Below are 20,164 nucleotides of genomic sequence, written 5' to 3'. Positions count from 1 at the left end.
CTTGGCAGAAAGGCTTCAAGGTGGACGACTTTTACGCCGCCCGCAGCAGGGCTATCCCGCCGCTACCGTGGTCGAATATTGCTCCGCCGTTCTCAGGCATGGTCGAGAAATGCGCCCGAGCCAGGGGCGGCCGCATTGGCGTTCCACATCCTGCCGACTAGCTGACTGACAAGTTGATCGTAGATCGGCCCCTTGGGAAATTGGGCCAACTGGCTGCCATCGATGCCCAGCCAGTGAGGGATGCTGGCCGAGGGAGCGCTGACGTGAAGGACCATCGGCGCGCCTTCAAAATGCCAGTAGGATCGGCAATTGGGTGGCGTGACGAGAATGCAGCCCGGGGCCTCTGTAAACTCCTGCCGGCCCCAGCCAATGTCGCGAATGACCTTGGTCTGCACGGATCTCATGACGATGCTGATCACCAGGTCGTCGATCGGCTCGAACATGAGGCCCTCGGCGGGAGCGTGTTCAACCAGCGCCATCAGGCTGCCATTCGAGCAGGATCGCACCGCGGCCGTTGCAACCGGAAGCGAATGGGCGTCCAGATAATCGCTGAATCGTGAGCGCGAAGTCGGCCTTTCGCCGGTGCTTGATGTCTTGGCTTCAATCATTCGCGGTCTTGCGCCCCTGCGCAGGCTAGCGTGGTCGTGCAAATCTGACAAAGCTGCAGCCTGCGGGCAAGCCAATCACCACGCTTCGGCAAGCGCCGACTAAGCAGCCGTTTGCAGATCAAAACGCGCTGCCCGATAACCGCCATTCGTTCATCGCGCCGGGCACGATCGAATTTAAGTACAGCGACCGCGGACGTGCCGCGGCCGCTATGAGTTTGTCAATTCTGAGTGAAGTCGGTCGAGTTGGAGATTTGGCGCCACTGGGCAAGGATGGCCGCATCAGATGCATGCTTGGCCTCGATCGCCGCCACGGTATCGCTGCCGAGCGGGAGGCGGACCGGCGGGTTTGCGGCATCCGTGAAGGCCACAACGACATCGGCCAGCCTGTCCGGATCGCCCGGCTGGGCATGATTGAGGCCGGCGGCCCGCGTCCGCACTGCGCCCGCCGTCTCGGCATAATCGGCGATCGGATCGGCGCTGACCGACAGCGAGTTGGCGTCGAGAAAATCGGTGCGGAAATAGCCAGGCTCGATCACCGTGACATGGATGCCCAGTGGCGCGAGTTCGTGGTGAAGCGATTCCGACAACCCTTCGACCGCGAATTTGGTCGAGCTGTAGACACCAAAACCCGGCCCGGCCCGATAGCCGCCGATCGACGAGATATTGAGGATGCGGCCGGAACGCACGGCCCGCATATGTGGCAGCACGGCGCGGGTGACGGAGAGCAGCCCGAACACGTTGGTGCGGTAGAGCCGCTCCACCTCGTCCGAGGTCGCTTCCTCGACGGCCCCCAGCAGGCCAAAGCCGGCATTGTTGAGCAGCACATCGATCCGGCCGAAGCGTTGGATCGCAGCGTCGACTGCTACCTTCGCCTGGGCTTCGTCCGTCACGTCGAGTGCTACGGCCAGCAAGTTGGGATGGTCGCCCAGGCGCTCGAGGACGCTCTTGGGGTTGCGGGCGGTGGCGACGACATTGTCGCCCTTGGCGAGAGCCCGTTCGGCGATCCGGGCACCGAAGCCGCGGGACGCGCCAGTGATGAACCAGGTCTTCATGACTTCTATCCTTTCCGTGCAGTTCAGTTCGCCTGCGCCGGTGCGACGCGGGCCCAGAGGTCGTTGAATGCTATGGCATCGAAGAAGGCGGAGGCCCGGACAATCCGGCCGGCCCGCATGTCGAGGAACCAGGCATAGGTGTTGGCATAAGGCTGGCCGTCGCGGGCGATGCCGCGAGCGTCGAAGAACACCACCACCGTGTCGCGATCGGCATAGAGGCTGCGGATCATGGGCTTCAGGGGAGACCGCATCCGCGCGTTGAACGGGCGGATCACCTCGCGCATGAAGTCTTCCTTGGTCGGGTAGGTCTTGGAGACCACCGAATTGCCCTCGATCGTCCAGCGCGCATCGTCGGCGAGCAGTTCGTAGGGGCTGCCGGTGCCCGCGCTCCAGGCATCGAAGCCTTTCTGGACGGCGGCCTTGTTGCTGGCCTCGGTGCTGGAGGAAGCGCGGGCTTCGGCCGATGGCTGGAACGCGATCAGGGCCAGTGCGGTCGTGGCGAAGCCGAGGGCGGCATTACGAATGTCGTCCTTGTGGTTCTTGAACACGGAAAACATGGCGAATTCCTTTCGGGAAGCGGGCGGTGTTCCGAAAAGGATCACCGCCCGTGGTGCGGAGGCTGGGGTCAGATCCGGTTCTCCCAGGCATCGAGCTGATGCTGCTTGAGCATGTCCTCGATCACCTGCGGCACGACGTTGCGGAACTTACCTTCGTCGGCCGGGACGATCTCGATCATCCGATCGATCATCTCCTGCGGGTCCATCTTGCCCTCGGGCGTGGCGAAGAAATCGTCGAAGCCCTTGCGGAGATCGGCGCGCTTGGTGAAGTTCACCTCGTCGTCGAGCCAGCGGAAGGGGTTGTCCGCCATCGTCTCGTTATAGCCGGTGTAATAGGCACCCGGATTGATCGTCTGAACCTTGACGCCGTAGGAGGCGAGTTCCTGCTGCATGGCCTCGGCAAAAGCTTCGAGCGCATGCTTGGTCGACACATAGGTGCCCCAATTGGCCGGGGTGAACAGGCCGCCCATCGATGATGTGAAGACGACCTTCTTGCCCTCTGCCTTGCCTTCACGCACCCAGCGCTGGACGATGCCCTGCGTCAGCTGCAGCGGCAGGAACACGTTGATCTCGTAATTCTTGCGGACGAGATCGAGCGGGATTTCCCAGACCGGGCCGGCTTCGCCCATGCCGGCATTGTTCCAGAGGATATCGATGTCCCACTTCTGCGCTTGGCGGATGTCGTAAGGATCGGTGAGATCGAGGCGATAGATCTTGATGCGATCGCTGAGGCCGAGCGCTTCCACTTCTTCGCGCAGCGGCGTCACCTGCGACGACACCTGGGCGGTGGCGATGATGTTATGGCCGTTCCGGGCCATGCCGATGGCGGCGGCCTTGCCGAAGCCCGAGCCAGCACCGGTGATGAGGATGGTCTTGGTGGTCATGATACATTCCTTTCACGTTCAGATGGTTGGGTAGGATTAGAGGTTAGTTGCCGATCGTCGCGGCGGCGGCTTCGGCGATGTCGAGATCCTGGGCGACCGCGCCGCCAGACACGCCGACTGCACCGATCAGCTGGCCGTCGTCGGCCTTCAGCGGGATGCCGCCGGCGAAGACGACGAGGCCGCCATTGGTCTGCTCGAGGCCCGGCGAGGTGCCACCCGGCTTGCTGAATTCGCCGATCGCTTCGGTTCGCATCCCGAACAGCGCGGCCGTGCGGGCCTTGCCGAGGGCGATGTCGATCGAACCGAGGATGGCGCCGTCCATCCGGCCGAAGGCCTTCAGGCTGGCGCCGGCGTCCAGCACGGCGATGTTGACCGGGACGCCGATTGCATTTGCCCGCGCCTCGCCAGCGGCGATGATCTTGCGGGCCAGATCAGCGGTAATCATCTGCTATCTCCTGCCTTTTTAAGATCGGGTGGGGCTGTTCCCGTCCGATGAGGCAGGTCTACGCGGTGGGCGACCGCGGGTATTTCCACATCCTGCGGAGCGATGCGCAAATCTTGCGCACATACCGATATTGCTGGTTTCGAGTCCGGTGACCGAAGCTAGCGGAGATGAAACTCGCGATACTGGCCGGGCGTAAGGCCTGTCACCTTGCGGAACACGCGGATGAAATTGGCCTGTGAACCGAAGCCGGTGTCGAGCGCGATTTCGACCATAGACGAGTGATTGAGTGCCAGCTTGTCGCGCGCGGCCTGAACACGCCGATCGGTGACATAGCGATGCGGCGTGAAGCCCGTCGCATCCTTGAACAGGCGAGAGAAATGGAAGGGGCTGAGGCAGGCTTCGGCGGCGAGGTCATCGAGCGAGATTTCGACCGCGATCCGCGCCTCGATAAAATCCAGCACCCGTTTCAGGCGCTTTGGGTTGAGCGACGGGGCTTTGGCGATCGGGCGCCATTGATCCAGGGCATAGGTACCTAGCAGATGGCCCGCGAGCACGGTCTGCATGCCGTCGACAAGCAAGCGGTCGGTCGGTTGCGAGGGGCGATCAAGTAGGCTGCGATAGGTCGAACCGATCTGCAGCAGCATAGGGTCATGGAGGCCTCCGGCATAAGCCAGCTTGGTCTTGGCGGGGTCGATATCATAATCCGCCAGCGCACTCTGTTCGATCAGCGATGGCGGCAAATAGAGATGGAGACATTCCATCGGGGCCAGCAGTTCGACACGGCTTTCCTGCGTCCCTGCCGGGACGATCCAACTCACGCCTGGCTGCCCCAGCGATTCCTGCGTGTTGCCATTGCCGGTGCGGATCACGCCCGCCCGACCGGACAGCATCAGCACGATCTCCGTGCACTCCGCCGGCAGCGCCGTCTGGGCGCCGGCCTCAAGCTGACGGCGTTCGATGCGGAGCGACGGCCATTCGGCAGCATCGCCCAGCCGCGCACTCGAATGATATTTGCGGTCTCCGTAGGTCGCCAGCGTCATGTCGATCCTCGCGGCACCATTTTTTATCGGCTTCGGGGCAAGAGACAAGTCATCCAATGTGTCGGCCGCCGCCCACTAAGCGGACAGTCCGCCTGAAAATTTCGATGCCTGCTTGCTGACGTTCGTTCAGGCCACGACAGTGGCTAACGCTGGGACGAAGCTGCCATTCCTGACCGGATATCCAAATGTCGGCTCCCGACGAGAGCCGACATTTGCCCGCTGGGTTTCGCCAATCGGCGCATGATTTTAAATTGAAACGCCTGTCGCTCCGTGAGACTAGCCAAGCTGCGGCACAATGCGGGGGCACGCGTGCAACAGATCGAAGTTCGGGTTGAGCATGACCATATCCAGAGGATCACCACGGCGCGACCGCTAGCGGCCATCGCCGAGCTTATCTGGAACGCCTATGACGCCGACGCCACTGAAGTACGGATTGAGCTGCAGAAGGGGCAACTGACTGGACTGGGCGGTATCCTCGTTACCGACAACGGCACCGGCATCCCGCTCGATACGATCGAAGGCAGCTTCCAGAAGCTGGGCGGCTCCTGGAAGCGGCCCGGTACGAAGACGACGGGTGGCCGCGTCGTTCATGGCGAGAAGGGCCAGGGACGCTTCAAGGCTTTCTCGCTGGGCGATTCCGTGGCTTGGACCTCGAACCACGGCGGCCAACGCTTCACGATCTTCGGCCATAAATCTAACCTGAAGAATTTCGAGCTGAGTGAGCCAGTCGCCACGATCAGCAATGGATGCACGGTTGCGATTCTCGAAGTAGTCAAAGATTTCGAGATCTGGGCCGCAAACGGTTTTGCTGACCGAGTCCGCGACGTGTTTGCGCTGCAGCTTTATCACGATCCGAGCTTTCGGATTGTCTATGACGGCGTGGCAGTGGATGCGCGCGAAGCGATTGATTCGATCGAGCCGTACCCGATCGTCGTCGAGCAAGGCGGGCGGACGCTGGAAGCAACCCTCGACATCGTTGAGTGGAAAAAGCCCGTCGATCGCAAGCTCATGCTGTGCCTGCCTGGACGCTTCAGTTTCTATGAGATGCCGCCGGGCATTCAGGCCCGTGGCTTCGAGTTCACCGCTTATCTGACCGCAGAGCATTTCCAGCAACTTGCCGACAATCGTGCCGAGGGTCTGGTAGAGCTCGACTCGGCCTCGAACGCGCTGATCGAGGCGGCCAAGGCACGCCTCCGCGAGCATTTCCGAACCAAAGAAGTCGCGCGGTCGCGCGACAAGATCCAGGAATGGGTCGAGGCAGCGATCTACCCTTATGAAGGTGCGACAGCTGACCCGATCGAGATCAACGAGAGGCAGTTGTTCGACGTCGTCGCGCTGAACCTCGCCGATTATAGCATCGAGTTCGACAAATCGCCGCCGAAGCAGAAAAAGCTAGTCCTTCAGCTAATCAAGGCTGCGATCGAAACGGGCGCGACCAACCTGTTGTCAATCCTGGAAAAGGTGATTGATCTGCCTAAGGAGCGGCAGGACGAGCTCGCGGACCTGCTGCGAAAGACGTCGCTGACAGCCGTCATCAACGCGGCCAAGGCCGTCACGGACCGTCTCGAGTTCCTAAAGGCGCTGCAGATGTTGGTCCTCGACCCCAAGTCGAAGCGGCAACTGCTGGAGCGGTCGCAACTTCACCGCATTATCGCCCAGGAAACATGGATCTTCGGCGAGCAGTTTAACCTTGTGAACGATGACCAAGATCTAACCTCGGTCCTGCGCAGCCATATCGACCTGCTGGGTGGAGAGCGTGAGGAGCAAGAAGCGAACGAACCGGTGCTCGATGCAGATGGGAAGGCAGCAATTGTTGACCTCATGCTATCAGCCCGCATCCCGACACCAACCGATGACGAGCGCCGGCATCTCGTCGTTGAGCTCAAGCGGCCGCTTCAACCGCTGAATGAGGATGTACTCGGACAAATCCGGAAATATGCCAAAGCCGTTGCCCTCGACGCGCGATTTCAGCACTGCAATGTCGAATGGGATTTCGTCGCCATCTCGAACGAGTTCACGCGAGGCGCCGAGCTCGAGGCTCGCATGGCAGGCAAACCGCGCGGCCTGATCATGGAGCTAGACGACCCAATCAAGATCCGGGTCTGGGCAAAGACCTGGGGCCAGATCATCCAAGAAGCCGAAGGCCGGCTGACGTTTTATAAGCGGCGCCTCGAATATCAAGCGAGCGACGAGGAAGCGCTTGGCTATCTCCGTTCGATCGACTCCGCCTATCTGAGTGATGCGGTGAAGGCTCGGATCGCGGAGCTAGATCGGGAAGAGGCGTCAGAGGATGAGGCAGAAGCTGAGCCAAGCGCATGATCAAGGATCGACCCGCTCATCTTCTCACCGACCCCACCTACTCCGTCCGGCCACCGCTGCCCTACCGGGTCGACATGTCGCCGGTTCCGGACCTCGTTGCGCGATCCATCGCGGACCTCGCCGGTATCCAGCCAGTGACGAAGGCGATGTTTGACGCCGCCGGAGGGGATTTGACGGACAAGCCGAGCGAGGGCGAAGTTGCCCTGTTCCGCGCGGCTGGCACCGAGTTCCAGCTGATCTGGATAATCGCGAGCCTCGTCCCCAGGGTCGGCAATGGCGAAGGTTACGGCACTACCCCCTTCGCGCTCAGCCTGAAACCTGCAGAAAAACGCGGAGAGATCCAAACCGCCACCATCGACTGGATCGAGAAGCTCGACCTTGCCTATGACGCTGACAACCCACCGCTCTTCAGCCGGTTCGATCCGTTCGAGGGCAGCTATGGGCTGTTCGGAATGGGCGCGCCGGGGCTCGCTGAAGGTAAAGGCCACCTCGACGAACTTGGCCTGGTCATCGGCTATTACTTTCTCGCCACCTGTTATGATGAGAATGAAGTGCTGGCGCCTGCTATCGGCCTTCCCGAGGGCGATGCCTGGAGGCGCTATGCCAAGCACCGACGCAAGCTGCTGTTTGCACCGTTCAAGAATCTTCAGCCGCGCCGCATCTGGGGCGCGGACTCTCCAATCGAATTGTTCCTGATCCAGGAACTGGCTCGCCGCGGCTACCATCCCCAACTCCAGATGCTGATCATGGAGAATGGCGGAACTTACCCGTCGTTCTACGATCTTTGGGGTGATATCGAGTTTCGCTGGTCACACGCTGCGGTGACGGAGGCTGACCTGTTTTTCCCCGATCAGCGCGTCGCCGTGTTTTGCGACGGCGGGCGTTACCACCGGTCAGGCGCCAAGCAAAAGAAGGATGCGGCAATATCCGAACGGTTGCGTGGCTTCGGCATCTCGCCTGTGCGTATTGACGGCCGGACAATCGTGAATGATCTCACCGGCGCCGCTGACGCAGTGGAGGCCGCATTGAGAAGTGCGGGGTGATATCGCCATCTCCGGCAGGGTCTGCCTCGTGCTGGCAGCATCGCCGAGATGGGCGCACTGCCGACCGGATGCTTCCTGAGCTATTATCGGCAGCTTCGGTAGGGACCAGACGTTCATCGAAGCTGAAGGAACGGCCGGGTCTGGTCGACTTCTTCCGGAAGCTATCGCCGGGTTATGGGACAAATCTGCCTTTCCTTGCGGCACCGCTGTATGGCGGCTTTAGGCGCATAATCTGCCGTTCAGTTAGCGACGCTTCCGCGTCTGTCGGAGAGCGAGAAGGGGACGATTCTCGCGCCGCCGGCGCCGATCCATTTCGATTGTCCGAGATAGAGCCTTTCGGCGCGCGCTTTTGGCGGCATCCCCCCGTGCGGATTAGGGCCGTAACGACTATATCCGTGCGATGTCTGGAAACCTCGACGATTTCATTGAGCTGGATCGAACCTTTCGCGATCTCGCCATCTCCGATGAGGATGGTGACGAGGCGAAGATGGTGCGGCTTTTCGCGCGAGAGGCATCGACGCGCTGGTCGGATCTCTTGGCCGAGCCGCGCGTCATCGTGCTTGCCGAGGCCGGTTCGGGAAAGACGGAGGAGATCCGGCATATCTGCCGTCGCCAACGCGCCGAGGGTAAGCCGGCCTTCTTCCTGCGCATTGAGCATGTCGTCGACGATTTCGAGACGAGCTTCGAGGAAGGGGATCTCGAGGAGTTCGAGGCCTGGCTCAAGTCGGGCGACCAAGGCTGGCTCTTCTTCGATTCCGTGGATGAGGCACGCCTGCGCGACCCCAAGGATTTCGAGCGCGCCATCCGCCGCATCGGCAAGCGGATCGAGCGTGCCCTGCAGCGCACGCATATCGTCATCACGGGCCGCACGGAGGCGTGGCGCCCTGCGACCGACCTCCTCTTGTGCCGGACCAACCTGCGTTGGGATGCGCCGGCGAAGGCGCCCGACGAGGCGCCCGCGCCCCAGGGGGAATATGCGGTCGCGGCCGAGCGCGCGGCAAAGCGCGAGAATAAGCACGCCCCGTTCCGCATCGTGACCCTCGAGGATCTGCACGGCGCCCAGGTCGAGACCTTCGCGATCGCCAAGGGCGTGGCCGACATCAAGGCCTTCACCAAGGCCGTAGAGCGCGCCGAGGCGTGGTCGTTCACGACCAGGCCGCTCGATCTCGCCGAGACCGTCGAGTTCTGGAACGATCACCAGCGGATCGGCTCTCGGTTTGACCTGATGACGAGCAGCATCGCCAAGCGCCTCGAGGAGCGGGATCAGGACCGGGCCGACGCGCGGCCGATCGCGGTCGACCGTATTCGCGAAGGCGCCCGCCTTGTCGCCGCGGCCACCACGCTCTGCCAGGAATCGGCCATCCGCGTCCCCGACGGAGACAAGAATGCCTTAGGTCTTCCGATCAAGGACGTCCTCACCAATTGGAACGATCAGGACTGCGCGATCCTGCTGTCCCGGCCGATTTTCGATCCGGGCATCTATGGCACGAAGCGGTTCCACCATCGTTCGGTGCGGGAATATCTGACCGCCGAATGGCTGCATTCGCTGCTGGTCGACGAGGGCTCGCGCGCGAAGATCGAGGGGCTGTTTTTCCGCAAGCAATATGGCATCGAAGTCATCGTGCCGACGATGCGGCCGGTGCTGCCGTGGCTTGCAGTTCTTGATCGGCGGATCCTCGATAGAGTCGTGGCGCTCGCGCCCGAGGTGCTGTTCGAAGGCGGCGACCCCGCCAAGCTGCCGCTCGACACGCGGCGTCACATCCTGCGCCAGACCTGTGAACAGGTCGCGCAGCCCGCGCACGGCCGCTCGATGATGGAATATCAGGCGGTCCAGCGCTTCGCCAACCCCGATCTCGCCGAGGAGATCGGGGCGCTCCTCGACCAATATGCCGCAGACGACGACATCACCTGGTTCCTGCTGCGCATGGTCTATCAAGGCGGCATCGACGCCCTCGCCGCCAAGGCCAAGCGCTTCGCGCTCACGTCCCGCGCCAAATATACCCGCATCGCCGCGATCCGCGCGGTGTTCGCGGTCGGCACGCCTGCCGATGCCGCAGACATCCGCAATGCCTTCCTGAGGGAGGGGCCGGGGCTGTCGCGCGACTGGCTCGGCGAGTTGCTGGCCAATCTCCCCCATGACGAGGCGGCGATCGGCTGGCTGCTGCAGGCGCTCGGAGCGACCACGCGAAAGAACGAACATCAGGTCGATCCCCTGGCTGATCCGCTCGGCCATCTAGTCGACAAGCTACCGGTCGCGATGCTCGGCGGGCTGATGGACGGCCTTGTCGCGCTTCTGCTCCGCGAACCTGTCGTTGAGGATCGGCATTGCGAGATATCGAAGGCTTATGGCTGGCTCGCCGCGACGGCCGCGCGCGTCGCCGTGCGCCTGATCGAGGCGCGCGATCCGGCGGTGCTTGCGCCCTCAACGCTGTCCGCGCTGCGGCTGCTTCCGATCGCCAGCGATTATGGTCGCAGCCATTTCGAGGAGATCCGCAAGGATCTGCCCGACCTCGTACAAGGGTGGCCGGAGCTCAACCACGCGCTGTTCTGGCACTCGGTCGAACAGGAGCGGACGTGGCGCGAGGGCAAGAAAGACCAGCGCCTTGTCGACTGGTGGCATGTCTCGATCTTCGGTCGCTACTGGGCCTTCGGGCCGGACAGCTTCGATGCGATCGCGGCCGACATCGAGGGGCGACCGCTGCTCGACGACCGCCTCGTCGCGCTAACCCTCGCCTTCGGTCTCTTTGTTGCCGGCAGGCGACCGCGCAAATGGCGCGAACGGCTGAAGCGTCTGGCAGCCAAGGACGAGGCGCTGAGCGAGAAGCTGGAAGCTCTTCTCCATCCGCCCGCCGGCGAGCTCGCGAAATTTCGCAAACAGGAGGCGCAGTGGAAACAGCGTGATGCCCGGATTATCGCCGCTCGGGAGAAACAGCTCGAGCGCGACAAGATGCTCCTCGCCGAGCGCGTCGATCAAATTCGGAATCCAGGCAAGCCGGCTATCCTCACCCAGGACCAGGCCTATCTGATGGAGCGCATGCGGTCGGCGGGGCGGGACGATCACAACCACTGGACCGATGGCAATTGGCGTTCGCTGATTGACACCTATGGCGAGCCTGTCGCGACTGCGTTCCGCGACGCCGCGGTGCGCTTCTGGCGCGAGTTCAAGCCGAAAACCCAATCGCGGGGCGCGTCAACAAATCAGACGCCCTACTCTGTCATCTTCGGCCTGACCGGGATCGCGATCGAGGCGCGCGAAGCGGAGGATTGGCACAAGACGCTGACGGCGACCGAAGCGGCGCAGGCGGCGCGCTACGGGCTAGCCGAACTGAACGGCTTCCCGGTCTGGTTGCCGGACCTGTATGCCGCATTTCCCGACGCGGTCGCCGACGTGCTGCTGACCGAGATCCAGCACGAGCTCAAGGTCGAGCAGGCCGACGGCGAGAGCCATTACGTCCTATACGACATGGCTTGGCATGGCGCATTCGGGCGCGACCGGATCGCGCCGGCGCTGCTGCCTGCCTTGCGCGCCAAGCGCATCAATCCGCGCAATCTCGGCTATCTCCTGTCGATCGTGCAGGGCTCGTCTGTGCCGGACGCGGACATCGCCAAGATCGCCGCGCGCAAGGCGGCGGGGAAATATGATCCGGACTTTACCCCGACCTGGTACGCGACCTGGGCCGGCGTCGATCCCGACGCCGCAATCCCTGCCGTCGCGGCGCGCCTCGCCGCGCTGAACGATCCCGCCGAACAGACCAACCTCGCACTGCGCTTCGTCGTCGCGCTGCTTGGCGGCCGCCAGCAAGAGGGCCGGGCGCGGCTCGCCTACCGTACCGTCGAGCATATGAAGACGCTCTACCTCCTGATGGCAAAATATATTCGCGAGGAAGAGGATATCGAACGCTCGGGCGGCGGCGTCTTTTCACCGGGGCTGCGCGACGACGCCCAAGATGCGCGCAATGCGCTATTCACCTTCATTCGCGAGACGCCGGGCAAGGAAGCCTATCTCGCGCTCATCGAAATGGAACGCGCGCACCCGGCGGTGAAGTCACGGCCGTGGATGGGCTTGCACGCCAAGACGAAGGCGACTCTCGATGCCGACTTCGCCCCGTGGAATCCGGGTCAGGTCAAGGAATTCAACGACGCGCGCGTTGCTACGCCGACCAATCATCGCGAGCTCTGGTATTTCGGCGTGGAACGGCTCGAGGCGCTGAAACACGATCTCGAGCATGGCGACGAGAGCATCGCCTCGATCCTGCAGCGGACCGACCAAGAGACCGAATTCCGAAAGTTCATCGGCGGCTGGCTGCGCGATCGGGCCGGAGGACGCTACAGCATCCCGCCCGAGGAAGAGCTTGCCGATGCCAAGCGCCCCGATCTGCGGTTCCGCGGCGCAGGGTTCGACGCGCCGGTCCCGGTCGAGCTGAAGATAGCCGACAATTGGACGGGTCCGCATCTGTTCGAGCGCATGGAGATCCAGCTCGGCGGTGACTATCTGCGCGATGCTCGCTCGAGCCGGGGCATTTTCCTGCTCGTCTATGTCGGCATCAAGCGGAGCTGGGATCTGCCGGGTGGCGGCCGGGCCGAGAGTTTCGAGGCGCTGCTCGCGGCGCTGCGTCAGCATTGGGCGGTGATTGCGAGCCAATATCCCAATGTCGAGGATCTCGCCGTCGTCGGGATCGACCTAACCCGTCGTGGCCTCGATACCAAGACGGTCAAGAAGAAGAGCGAGGCGCGCAAGGCGACGGCCAAGGCGATCAAACCGGCGTCGGGAAAGGCGGCGGGAAGCATGAAGGGAAAGTAGGGGCCGGTGAGGCCTGACGGGCGCTCCGCCGCTGCACGCGCATTCACCGCGACGCTCGATCTCTTTGTTCCTGAACTGAACTCAGGTTCGTTGACATGAAAAATCGCGTGCCGAACGGCTGCTTCCAGCAATACCTGCCGCTAATATCCGGATTGCCGGACGGCGTATGCTGGTCGGGAGCAGCCGCAGCGCTGTGATTGGGAATGTCCGCTTCCCGCGAATCGGCACCTAAGTCCTGACTTTCCGGATCGTCCGACAAAGCGGTCACGGCTAGGGCTTGAGGCGCGAAGCTGAACGGACGGCTGCTATCCGCACTCGAGATCCAATTCCTGACGGTCGGCAGCGTCCGACTTTTCTGACGTTGATCGCCTGTGGACCCACGCCGGAAGCCATGTCCGCTTCCGGGGAGCGCGAACCGGTCTCTGGATGCCTCGAACGGGTCGGCATCGACATTAACGCTTGGCACGGAATGACCGGTATTCGTCAGATACGTCCCAGATCCTGACAGTTGCCATCTCCGACCAAGCCGACGTGACCGTGCGCCCAATCATGGCCTTAGTCCCGCCGTGATGACCAGTATGTGTTCGCGTGCTACCGAGAATGGCGATTGCCTTTGATAAGGATGACTGAAATCGTCAAGTGTCACTTGACGGGCGACGAAAAATCGCTATCGTTCGGTAATGGAAATCGAGAGTATCAGCCACAAAGGCTTGAAGCGACTTTTCGAAACCGGCAATGCCAGGGGCCTCGTCGGAAATGTTGATCGACTGCGTAAGATGCTCGCGTTCATCGACGCGGCGGCGGGCCTTGAGGAATTGGGAACACCGCCGAATTTCGGACTGCATGAACTGACTGGCGACCGCGAGGGCGCCTGGTCAATGACAGTGACGCGGAATTGGCGCCTGACGTTCCGGCTCAACGATGAAAACGCCCTGATCGATATGGATTTGGAGGACTATCATGGCTCTTAAGATGCACCCGTCCCTGGCTGTCCATGTCGGTGAATGGCTGAAGACCGAAATCGTTGATCCGGCTGGCGTGAGTGTGAAGGCGCTGGCCGATCACTTCGGCGTTTCGCGGCAAGCGCTCAGCACTCTGCTCAATGGCCATGCCAACCTGTCGGCTGACATGGCGATCCGGTTCGAGAAGGCCTTCGGGATGAAAGCCGATACGCTGCTGCGCATGCAGACGGCGTTTGAATTGGCACAGGCACGCATGCATGAGGCTGATATCAAGGTGGAGCGTTTTGCCAAGGCGGCATAAGCGCGGCAGGCTGCGGCCGAACGAACGCCAGTCCTTGTTCCCGGCCATGCGAAAGTCCGACAGTGCACAGGCGGGTATTGTGTGCGACATGAAGCCGCCAGTTTGCGCTTGGAAGTCGAAAACCGACGCTGAAGAAGCTTAGAAGGGGCGGGAGCGGCGCGGTCCGCAGGGAATGTCAGCTTACCGCGATCGGCCCCCAACTCGTGACGATCGGTGCTGTCCGACGAAGCGGGGAAGGGGCACCAGGACATGGCCGGAATTCGCACGACTCTTCCTGCCACCCAGCAAGGATACAAGATGGTCCCGCGCCGCTTCGCCACTCGCATTGGGGCAGGGGCGGCCGACCCGGCAGCTGCCGTTAATCTCGCGCGCTGCAATTCCCTCAAGCCTGATCCGTGGCCCCTCCGCGCACCAGATGGGGCCGTCGCCGTCCCAGACATGAGTCGGGGTGCAGGCTAAAGTTGTGCCGGCCGGCACGATCGAAATGGCAAAGGCAAGAAGGCCGATCATTGGGTGCAGCTCAGCATATTGGAAGGCGGTTCGGCGGCCTCGAGACTGCGGATTGCCGCGAGGATACGAAGCCAGATGCGAAGCCCCTCGATATCCTCGGCCGAGAACAGTTCGTCAGCGCGTTGGGGAGCGTGAAAGCTTGCGGCGTCGCCGAAGCGCTCGATGGTCACATGCGCGCATCCCCAGATTTCCCGTTCCTCGATCATGTTATGGGCAACCCTGCTTGCGCAGGCGCTGCGTTCAACCAATCGGATCAACCGACCTCGGGCCCGCTGCGTTCGCGTCCGCTCGACCAGCTGATCCCGTCCTCGCGCAAAATCCCGGAGCCGGATTTGCCGAGATGGCGGGCGAGAGCATGTCGCCAGGGAACGAGCGTGAAATCATGGGCTCGTTCGACGGTAACGACGCGGGTGCAGGCGAGGTCGACCGGGCGGCCGAGCCGACCGGTGATGCGCTCGCCAGGACAGACTTCGGCGAAGGGTAGTCCCAGTTCTTCCGATAGCTGTCCCGCAACGCGCAGCAGTTCGCGCCGTCGCAATATGGCGATCAGATCGGCCTTAAGGCCCATCTGATCGCCGTCCGTCCATGCCAGTCCCGCGTCGAACAGCCATTGGCGACGCGCGACGGTGGCACGCTCCACTTCGCGGCCAAATCCCGTTTCCCTGGCGGGCTCGATGTCCTCCCCGATCAGTCGTCTGTCGAGCCAAGTGGCGGCATTGGCCGATGGCAGTCGCTCGAGCGGCAGAGTGGACAGGATCTCGACTGTGACAGGGGCCTCGCGGACCCGGCTCCGTTCATGTGCGGAAACCCGGGCGAGATGATCGCTTGCGATCGCCCAGCGGCCGCTCGGGTCGCGCTCAACCAGGCCGGCTGTCCGGCGCAGCGCTTCGAGGCGGCGGACATGGGCATCGATGAAGCCGCTGGAGGCACGCGGATCAAAATGTCGATGGGCTTCCTCGTCATACCATCCCTGATTCACTCCGGCGACTGCAGCGATGGTGCGATCAGCATCGCGAACCGCAGCCAGGCTGGGAGAGACCCGGACGATGGCGCCGGGCGGCAGGGGCTCAACCGCATTCGCCCTGCCGATCGGAACATGGTGGAGGCGGCCGTCCAGCCCATCGATGATCAGATAATGGCGGTCGCCATGTTCGTCGGCGAGGCCGCGTTCGATGACCTGTCCGGTGACGGGAGCCGTGAGCGCGTCGTGGACATCGGCTGGAGATCCACCGCGATCGAGCCCATGCGCCGTCATCGCGCGCTGCATGGTCCGGATGATGTCGCCTTGCTCGCCCATGCGTCGGAGGGTCGCTTCCAGATGCGGCGTCAGTCGCCAATGGTCCTGGCCCATGCGTGTCGCCAGACCCAGTCGTGCCAGTCGCCGCAGGCGCGCAACCTCGAGCGCATGTTCGATGGGATCGGCGGCGTGGGGCCGGACCATGCCGGCCATGTCCTTGCCCGCCACCAGCGTGCGATCGATTTCGGTAAACCATTCGGCATCGATCTCGCGGCCCAGCCGGTCCGCAATTTCGAGCGTGGTACGGGGCCCCAGTTCGGCGGTCAGGATGTCGCGTGCGCGTTCGCGCATGCCCGATTTGATGTAGGTGGGCGCGATGACGAGATCGCGCTCCTGATCGTCGCGTCCGCGCAGGATGACATGACTGTGCGGATGGCCTGTGTCGAAATGATCAACCGCGATCCAGTCGAGGCGTGTGTCGAGATCCTTTTCCATCTGCGTCATCAGTCGTCGGACGATGGGTTTGAGATCCGCCAACCGGTCGCCATCTTCGGCACCGACGATGAAGCGGAATTGATGGCGATCGGAGGCACTGCGTGCGAGAAATTCCTTGCCGTCGGCAAGGTCGGTTGCGGCGGCGTAGAATTGTCCGCGCTCGCCCTCGCGTGTCACCCCGTCGCGTTCGAGATAGCGCATGTGCGCGGCGGCACCGGCGATGGTCCTTGGCGTCAGCCGGATCAGCCTTGTCTTGATGACCACGCGCCGTGCGTCGGACCCCAACCTGCGGCCGCGCCGGCCGAGCAGTTTTCCGGTGGCTGCTCCGCGCGCGAACTGGCTTCCGCCAAAGCGCTTCGCGCCTGCCTTGTCGCTGGCCATGCGGTTGGCCTGCATGACCACCGAGCCCAGGAAGGTCCGGCGGCCACGCGCTTGTTGCTGGCGGGCGCGGCCGAGGCGCGGCTCGAAACCATCGTCATCCATGCTCATGGTCCCGGTCAGCCAGCCGCGTCGCGGTGTAGGACAGCGGCGAGACGAAACGTCTCGTGCAGGCAGTCGCCGATCTCGTGAAAAAGGATGTGCAGACAAGGTGATGAGCTCGTTCAAGAGCGTAGGCTTTTATCTTGCAAACAGCGCCATCCCCGATTTTTGCCGCCTCCAAAGGCTCCACCAGTACCCACCTCACCGATAGGGCCATCAAGCCGGCGCCAACGCCAGAATGAAGAGCGACGCCCCTGAGAGCGCCGCTCCGGTCGTGGACATTCAGTGGATGCATGCGAAGGCGCCCTCGGCATCCCACGCGCTTTCGAAGCGTTGGAGATGGTCGACATGATGTGGGCAGCCATTGCCATCGACCAGGCAGGTGGCCACGAACCAACGGTTGGCCAGCCAGCCGATGATGGCGACCCGGTCGAGCTCGCCATCCTCCTCGTCCAGGCTGTCATAAGGCCCGAGCGCGCGCTCGTTGAACCGGGATTCCCAATGAAAATCCGCATATTCCGCGGCAATCATTTTCGACGACATTGCATCGCCGGTTGCAGCGATCGCGATGGCTGACGCGATATGGGCCGAGCGTTCCGCGATGTTCGAGATCGGGGTCATGACAGGCTCCTTTCGATGCTCCCCGGGATCGGAGAGACAAGCCCGCAGATGGTCGGAGCGGCGCCTGTCAGGGCCGCGTGGGACATGGTCCCACGCGCCGCGCCAGCGGCGGCGGAGGAACCGATTTGCGTCAGCAAATTGGAGGGGCCGCCGGCCTTGAGAGGGGCCGGGCCGGCCGTCATGCTGGGAGGATCCGAGACGAAGTTTTTTCCCGACGCCGGGGGCCGGGAGCCTATTCGCGCGCATCGGGCGATGTCCTGTCGATCGTGGATGGGACGGGCGACGCGCCCATATCGCGAGACGCGTTTCCATGCGGGACGGGTGCCGCCAGCGAATAGAAGATGGGGGGCGGGGACATCTCGCGCGCGTCATCTCTGGGGACCTGCAACCGTGCCGTGATCGCCTCCAGTTCGTCGGATGGAATCGGTGGCGAACGCGCCGCGCCGGTGCCGTCGGCCGCGAACCGGTCGGAGTGGCGGTCGATCGTCCGTCCGGCGATCCGCATGACATAATGGCGTGTCGCACGAGGCAGGGGCGCGGCGCCGGACAGATATTGGGCAAGTCGGGTCGGGCCGGCATGATAGGCCGCGAACAGCCCGGGAAATCCGAACCGGTCGAGGAGCAGGCGCAGATAGAAGGTGCCGGCAAGGATGTTGTCGCGCGGATCGTGGGGATCATCGCCGAGCTTCAGGCGATCGCGCATGGACGCCCATGTCGCCGGCATCAGCTGCATGAGCCCCATCGCGCCGGCGCACGATGTGATCGGGCGCCCGCCGAGCCGAGTCTGTCCGCCGCTTTCGGCCTGAATGACGCGCGCGATCCAGACCTCGGGGATGCCGAACCGGTGGGAGGCCTGCGCGATATAGGGCCGCCAGCGCCAGACCGGATCTGCGCTCGGATCAACGTGAGGACCCGCTCCGGGATCGAGCGAGGGATCCACGACAAGGCGAGGAGCGACCGGCGGTCCGGTATGAGCCTCGGCCCCGCTGCCATGACAGGCGACGATGGCGACCAGCGCGGTGCCAAGCGCTCGAGTGAAGCGGGTCATCGCAGCGGCCACAGGAGTGCGGCCTGGCCGATGATATCCTTCGCGGGTGATGGCCCGAAATAGCGCCCGTCGAACGATAGGGGATGGTCGCCGAGCAGGAAGACGGCGCCCTCGCGCATGGTCAGGCAGCCCGTCCAATCGGGCATCGGCCGGCCTGACGGGTCGGCGGGACGACGTTCGGCGACCCAGCGGGCGTTAATGAAAATCTCCTGCCCCAAGGCGCAGACCGTATCGCCGGGCACGGCTGCGGCGCGCTTCAGAAGTGGGACATTCGGGGCAAGATAGTGGCGGCGGGCGAGGAGCGGACGGATATGCCCAGGTGGCCGCGCAAGCACGAGATCGTCGCGCCGTGGGTTGATCCCGGGCTTTATCCAGTAGAGGCCAGGAGTCATGCTTTCACTGGCGTTCCAGAGCAGGCGTGGGGTCGGTGGCTGGAAGAGGGTGAAGACCGTTGCCGCGACCGGCAGGGTGAGCAGCAATGTTCCGCGAGGAGGCGGGCGGCGGCCGGCGTGGCGCGGGCCCGATCCATGTGCCGGACCGGTCATTGCCGCGGGCTCCGGCGCGGGCCGCCGTCGTCGTTCCGGGTGTCGAGGCCGGATGCATTTCCGCTTTGGCGCGACCAGCTGTCGAGATCATCGACATGATAGCGGACGTGGCGCCCGTGTCGCCGGAAAAGGGGGCCCTCGCCACGCCGGCGCATGCGCTCGAGCAGGCGTATCGACACGCCGAGATGATGGGCGGCCTGGGCCGTATTGAGGAAGGGGTTGCCGGCTCGCGCGATCCGCGCCCGCTGGTTTTCGTCCTGTTCCATGATGCCGCGCATTGCCTCCGCTGGCTCGAGTGAACGGGCGAAGACTGGGATGCGAAACGGAAGCCGGGGAGGGTCGAAACAGGGGTGCGCAAAAACGACCCTCCGGACATCGTGCGCGATGCGATCGGGGTGAAGCACGCCTCCCGCGCCGGTATCCGCCGGCGCGAGAGGCGGGCGGTTCAGTCGGCCGGGTTCCAGATCAGGGCGAAGGCGTCGTCGTCCTCCTGGCCTGCGGCCCGGCCGAGATTGGCGTAGAGCCGGCGCGGCCCGAATTCGGGGGCGGCGAGGCTCAGCGACACATAATCCCTCCCGGACATTTCGCCGCGCCGGATCCAGCCGGCACCGACCTCGACGCCGCCGGCCGAGACCCGGTAATCGGGCTGGGCATCGCCGGTCTTGGCCTGGTTGGGGGTGATCTCGATCTCGGTGCGGATCGAAAGCGTGCGGAGCTGGCCCTTGAAGCCTTTTCCGTCGCGGGTGACATAACCGATGGCGGGCATGTTCAGTCTCCTCGTTCCAGTGCGCCCGGCCTTTCCGGGCGATGGGCGGACCGTGAGGGCCGGGACCAGCGGATGGTCGAACCGAACCGGCCGGAGCGTCAGCGCAGGACCGGAGGCTGCGCGCTTATTTGGAGCGGCACGCGACCGCGAGGAGCCCGCTTCGGCGGGCGGGGAAATAAGCAGGAAGCCGATGGTTTCGACCGGCCCGCGCCCGGCCCAGGTCAACGCCCCAGGCGCCGGGAAGGACAGGGGACGAGGAAGGGCAGGATTATGCCGCCCATGCGGTTGGCTCCTCACGCGAATGAGCATCGGGACCGGGTTCTGATAGCGAGGTCCGCCGGCCGGAATGCAGCCGCGACGTGGACGGTGACAAAGCGATGGTCAGCGCGTCCGGGTGGTCCGGCATGGCGCCGGAATTCCGGCGGTCTCCGGTCCGCGCCGGGCGAATGT

At 63.5% G+C, this 20,164-nt stretch carries 18 protein-coding genes; 5 read left to right on the top strand and 13 right to left on the bottom strand.

The genetic code is table 11. The features are described from left to right. Positions 1 to 92: 92 nt before the first annotated feature. The 6 genes from CHB74_RS15800 to CHB74_RS15775 form a co-directional block, all read right to left on the bottom strand. Positions 93 to 608, bottom strand: a complete 516-nt coding sequence (locus CHB74_RS15800) for a hypothetical protein (protein WP_144033817.1) — start codon at positions 606 to 608, stop codon at positions 93 to 95. A gap of 218 nt (positions 609 to 826) precedes the next feature. Beyond that, positions 827 to 1,660 carry an oxidoreductase gene (locus CHB74_RS15795; protein ID WP_089220604.1) on the bottom strand — a complete coding sequence of 278 codons (834 nt, stop codon included), beginning with the start codon at positions 1,658 to 1,660 and terminating at the stop codon, positions 827 to 829. A gap of 23 nt (positions 1,661 to 1,683) precedes the next feature. Beyond that, positions 1,684 to 2,217, bottom strand: a complete 534-nt coding sequence (locus CHB74_RS15790) for a nuclear transport factor 2 family protein (protein ID WP_089220603.1) — start codon at positions 2,215 to 2,217, stop codon at positions 1,684 to 1,686. 68 nt (positions 2,218 to 2,285) lie between these two features. Further along, positions 2,286 to 3,101, bottom strand: coding sequence for an SDR family oxidoreductase (locus CHB74_RS15785; RefSeq protein ID WP_089220602.1), 816 nt, complete (start codon positions 3,099 to 3,101; stop codon positions 2,286 to 2,288). A 43-nt stretch (positions 3,102 to 3,144) separates the two neighbouring features. Beyond that, positions 3,145 to 3,546, bottom strand: coding sequence for a GlcG/HbpS family heme-binding protein (locus CHB74_RS15780; RefSeq protein WP_089220601.1), 402 nt, complete (start codon positions 3,544 to 3,546; stop codon positions 3,145 to 3,147). A 158-nt stretch (positions 3,547 to 3,704) separates the two neighbouring features. Next, positions 3,705 to 4,586, bottom strand: a complete 882-nt coding sequence (locus CHB74_RS15775; RefSeq protein ID WP_089220600.1) for a helix-turn-helix domain-containing protein — start codon at positions 4,584 to 4,586, stop codon at positions 3,705 to 3,707. Positions 4,587 to 4,895: 309 nt separating this feature from the next. Here CHB74_RS15775 and CHB74_RS15770 point away from each other — a divergent pair, with 309 nt between their 5' ends. From CHB74_RS15770 to CHB74_RS15750, 5 genes are all read left to right on the top strand, one after another. Continuing rightward, entirely contained in the window at positions 4,896 to 6,905 is a 2,010-nt protein-coding gene (locus CHB74_RS15770) for an ATP-binding protein (protein ID WP_179220871.1), read from the top strand. Further along, positions 6,902 to 7,948 (top strand): PDDEXK family nuclease, encoded by a 1,047-nt coding sequence (locus tag CHB74_RS15765; RefSeq protein WP_089220598.1) that lies wholly within the window; start codon positions 6,902 to 6,904, stop codon positions 7,946 to 7,948. The genes CHB74_RS15770 and CHB74_RS15765 overlap by 4 nt, the downstream gene beginning before the upstream one ends. A gap of 400 nt (positions 7,949 to 8,348) precedes the next feature. After that, positions 8,349 to 12,749 (top strand): NACHT domain-containing protein, encoded by a 4,401-nt coding sequence (locus CHB74_RS15760; protein WP_089220597.1) that lies wholly within the window; start codon positions 8,349 to 8,351, stop codon positions 12,747 to 12,749. Positions 12,750 to 13,429: 680 nt separating this feature from the next. After that, positions 13,430 to 13,720 carry a type II toxin-antitoxin system RelE/ParE family toxin gene (locus tag CHB74_RS15755; RefSeq protein ID WP_089220596.1) on the top strand — a complete coding sequence of 97 codons (291 nt, stop codon included), beginning with the start codon at positions 13,430 to 13,432 and terminating at the stop codon, positions 13,718 to 13,720. Beyond that, a complete protein-coding gene (locus CHB74_RS15750; RefSeq protein ID WP_179220870.1) occupies positions 13,710 to 14,012 on the top strand; it encodes a HigA family addiction module antitoxin in 303 nt (100 codons plus the stop codon). Before CHB74_RS15755 ends, CHB74_RS15750 begins: the two co-directional genes overlap by 11 nt. A 506-nt stretch (positions 14,013 to 14,518) precedes the next feature. On the opposite strand, the gene CHB74_RS15745 is transcribed toward CHB74_RS15750, so the two are convergent. The 7 genes from CHB74_RS15745 to CHB74_RS15715 form a co-directional block, all read right to left on the bottom strand. Further along, positions 14,519 to 14,728 carry a hypothetical protein gene (locus tag CHB74_RS15745; protein WP_089220594.1) on the bottom strand — a complete coding sequence of 70 codons (210 nt, stop codon included), beginning with the start codon at positions 14,726 to 14,728 and terminating at the stop codon, positions 14,519 to 14,521. Positions 14,729 to 14,775: 47 nt separating this feature from the next. Continuing rightward, positions 14,776 to 16,743, bottom strand: coding sequence for a relaxase/mobilization nuclease RlxS (gene rlxS, locus CHB74_RS15740; RefSeq protein ID WP_245842968.1), 1,968 nt, complete (start codon positions 16,741 to 16,743; stop codon positions 14,776 to 14,778). A gap of 273 nt (positions 16,744 to 17,016) precedes the next feature. Continuing rightward, the gene (locus CHB74_RS15735; RefSeq protein ID WP_089220592.1) at positions 17,017 to 17,355 is read right to left on the bottom strand and encodes a hypothetical protein; all 339 of its coding nucleotides are present in this window, start codon (positions 17,353 to 17,355) and stop codon (positions 17,017 to 17,019) included. Positions 17,356 to 17,587: 232 nt separating this feature from the next. Then, complete coding sequence (locus tag CHB74_RS15730; RefSeq protein ID WP_089220610.1) at positions 17,588 to 18,403, bottom strand: lytic transglycosylase domain-containing protein; 816 nt, start codon at positions 18,401 to 18,403, stop codon at positions 17,588 to 17,590. After that, the gene (locus CHB74_RS15725; protein WP_245842967.1) at positions 18,400 to 18,882 is read right to left on the bottom strand and encodes a S26 family signal peptidase; all 483 of its coding nucleotides are present in this window, start codon (positions 18,880 to 18,882) and stop codon (positions 18,400 to 18,402) included. The genes CHB74_RS15730 and CHB74_RS15725 overlap by 4 nt, the downstream gene beginning before the upstream one ends. Before the next feature lie 62 nt (positions 18,883 to 18,944). Then, the gene (locus tag CHB74_RS22735; RefSeq protein WP_342746607.1) at positions 18,945 to 19,103 is read right to left on the bottom strand and encodes a hypothetical protein; all 159 of its coding nucleotides are present in this window, start codon (positions 19,101 to 19,103) and stop codon (positions 18,945 to 18,947) included. A gap of 290 nt (positions 19,104 to 19,393) precedes the next feature. After that, positions 19,394 to 19,714 carry a DUF736 domain-containing protein gene (locus CHB74_RS15715; protein ID WP_089220608.1) on the bottom strand — a complete coding sequence of 107 codons (321 nt, stop codon included), beginning with the start codon at positions 19,712 to 19,714 and terminating at the stop codon, positions 19,394 to 19,396. Between the last annotated feature and the right edge of the window lie 450 nt (positions 19,715 to 20,164).

The organism is Edaphosphingomonas laterariae (assembly GCF_900188165.1).
GTDB lineage: Bacteria > Pseudomonadota > Alphaproteobacteria > Sphingomonadales > Sphingomonadaceae > Sphingomonas_E > Sphingomonas_E laterariae.
The sequence above is the reverse complement of the archived record's forward strand: the minus strand, read 5'-3'. Positions and strand labels throughout refer to the sequence as shown.

Excerpts from the sequence above, each read along its gene's own strand:
- CHB74_RS15800 (WP_144033817.1), bottom strand. The coding sequence starts at position 608 with ATGATTGAAGCCAAGACATCAAGCACCGGCGAAAGGCCGACTTCGCGC.
- CHB74_RS15755 (WP_089220596.1), top strand. The coding sequence starts at position 13,430 with ATGGAAATCGAGAGTATCAGCCACAAAGGCTTGAAGCGACTTTTCGAA.
- CHB74_RS15785 (WP_089220602.1), bottom strand. The coding sequence starts at position 3,101 with ATGACCACCAAGACCATCCTCATCACCGGTGCTGGCTCGGGCTTCGGC.
- CHB74_RS15715 (WP_089220608.1), bottom strand. The coding sequence starts at position 19,714 with ATGCCCGCCATCGGTTATGTCACCCGCGACGGAAAAGGCTTCAAGGGC.
- CHB74_RS15790 (WP_089220603.1), bottom strand. The coding sequence starts at position 2,217 with ATGTTTTCCGTGTTCAAGAACCACAAGGACGACATTCGTAATGCCGCC.
- CHB74_RS15735 (WP_089220592.1), bottom strand. The coding sequence starts at position 17,355 with ATGACCCCGATCTCGAACATCGCGGAACGCTCGGCCCATATCGCGTCA.
- CHB74_RS15750 (WP_179220870.1), top strand. The coding sequence starts at position 13,710 with ATGGCTCTTAAGATGCACCCGTCCCTGGCTGTCCATGTCGGTGAATGG.
- CHB74_RS15765 (WP_089220598.1), top strand. The coding sequence starts at position 6,902 with ATGATCAAGGATCGACCCGCTCATCTTCTCACCGACCCCACCTACTCC.
- CHB74_RS15795 (WP_089220604.1), bottom strand. The coding sequence starts at position 1,660 with ATGAAGACCTGGTTCATCACTGGCGCGTCCCGCGGCTTCGGTGCCCGG.
- CHB74_RS15780 (WP_089220601.1), bottom strand. The coding sequence starts at position 3,546 with ATGATTACCGCTGATCTGGCCCGCAAGATCATCGCCGCTGGCGAGGCG.
- CHB74_RS15745 (WP_089220594.1), bottom strand. The coding sequence starts at position 14,728 with ATGATCGAGGAACGGGAAATCTGGGGATGCGCGCATGTGACCATCGAG.
- rlxS (WP_245842968.1), bottom strand. The coding sequence starts at position 16,743 with ATGAGCATGGATGACGATGGTTTCGAGCCGCGCCTCGGCCGCGCCCGC.
- CHB74_RS15760 (WP_089220597.1), top strand. The coding sequence starts at position 8,349 with ATGTCTGGAAACCTCGACGATTTCATTGAGCTGGATCGAACCTTTCGC.
- CHB74_RS22735 (WP_342746607.1), bottom strand. The coding sequence starts at position 19,103 with ATGCGCCGGCGTGGCGAGGGCCCCCTTTTCCGGCGACACGGGCGCCAC.
- CHB74_RS15775 (WP_089220600.1), bottom strand. The coding sequence starts at position 4,586 with ATGACGCTGGCGACCTACGGAGACCGCAAATATCATTCGAGTGCGCGG.
- CHB74_RS15730 (WP_089220610.1), bottom strand. The coding sequence starts at position 18,403 with ATGACCCGCTTCACTCGAGCGCTTGGCACCGCGCTGGTCGCCATCGTC.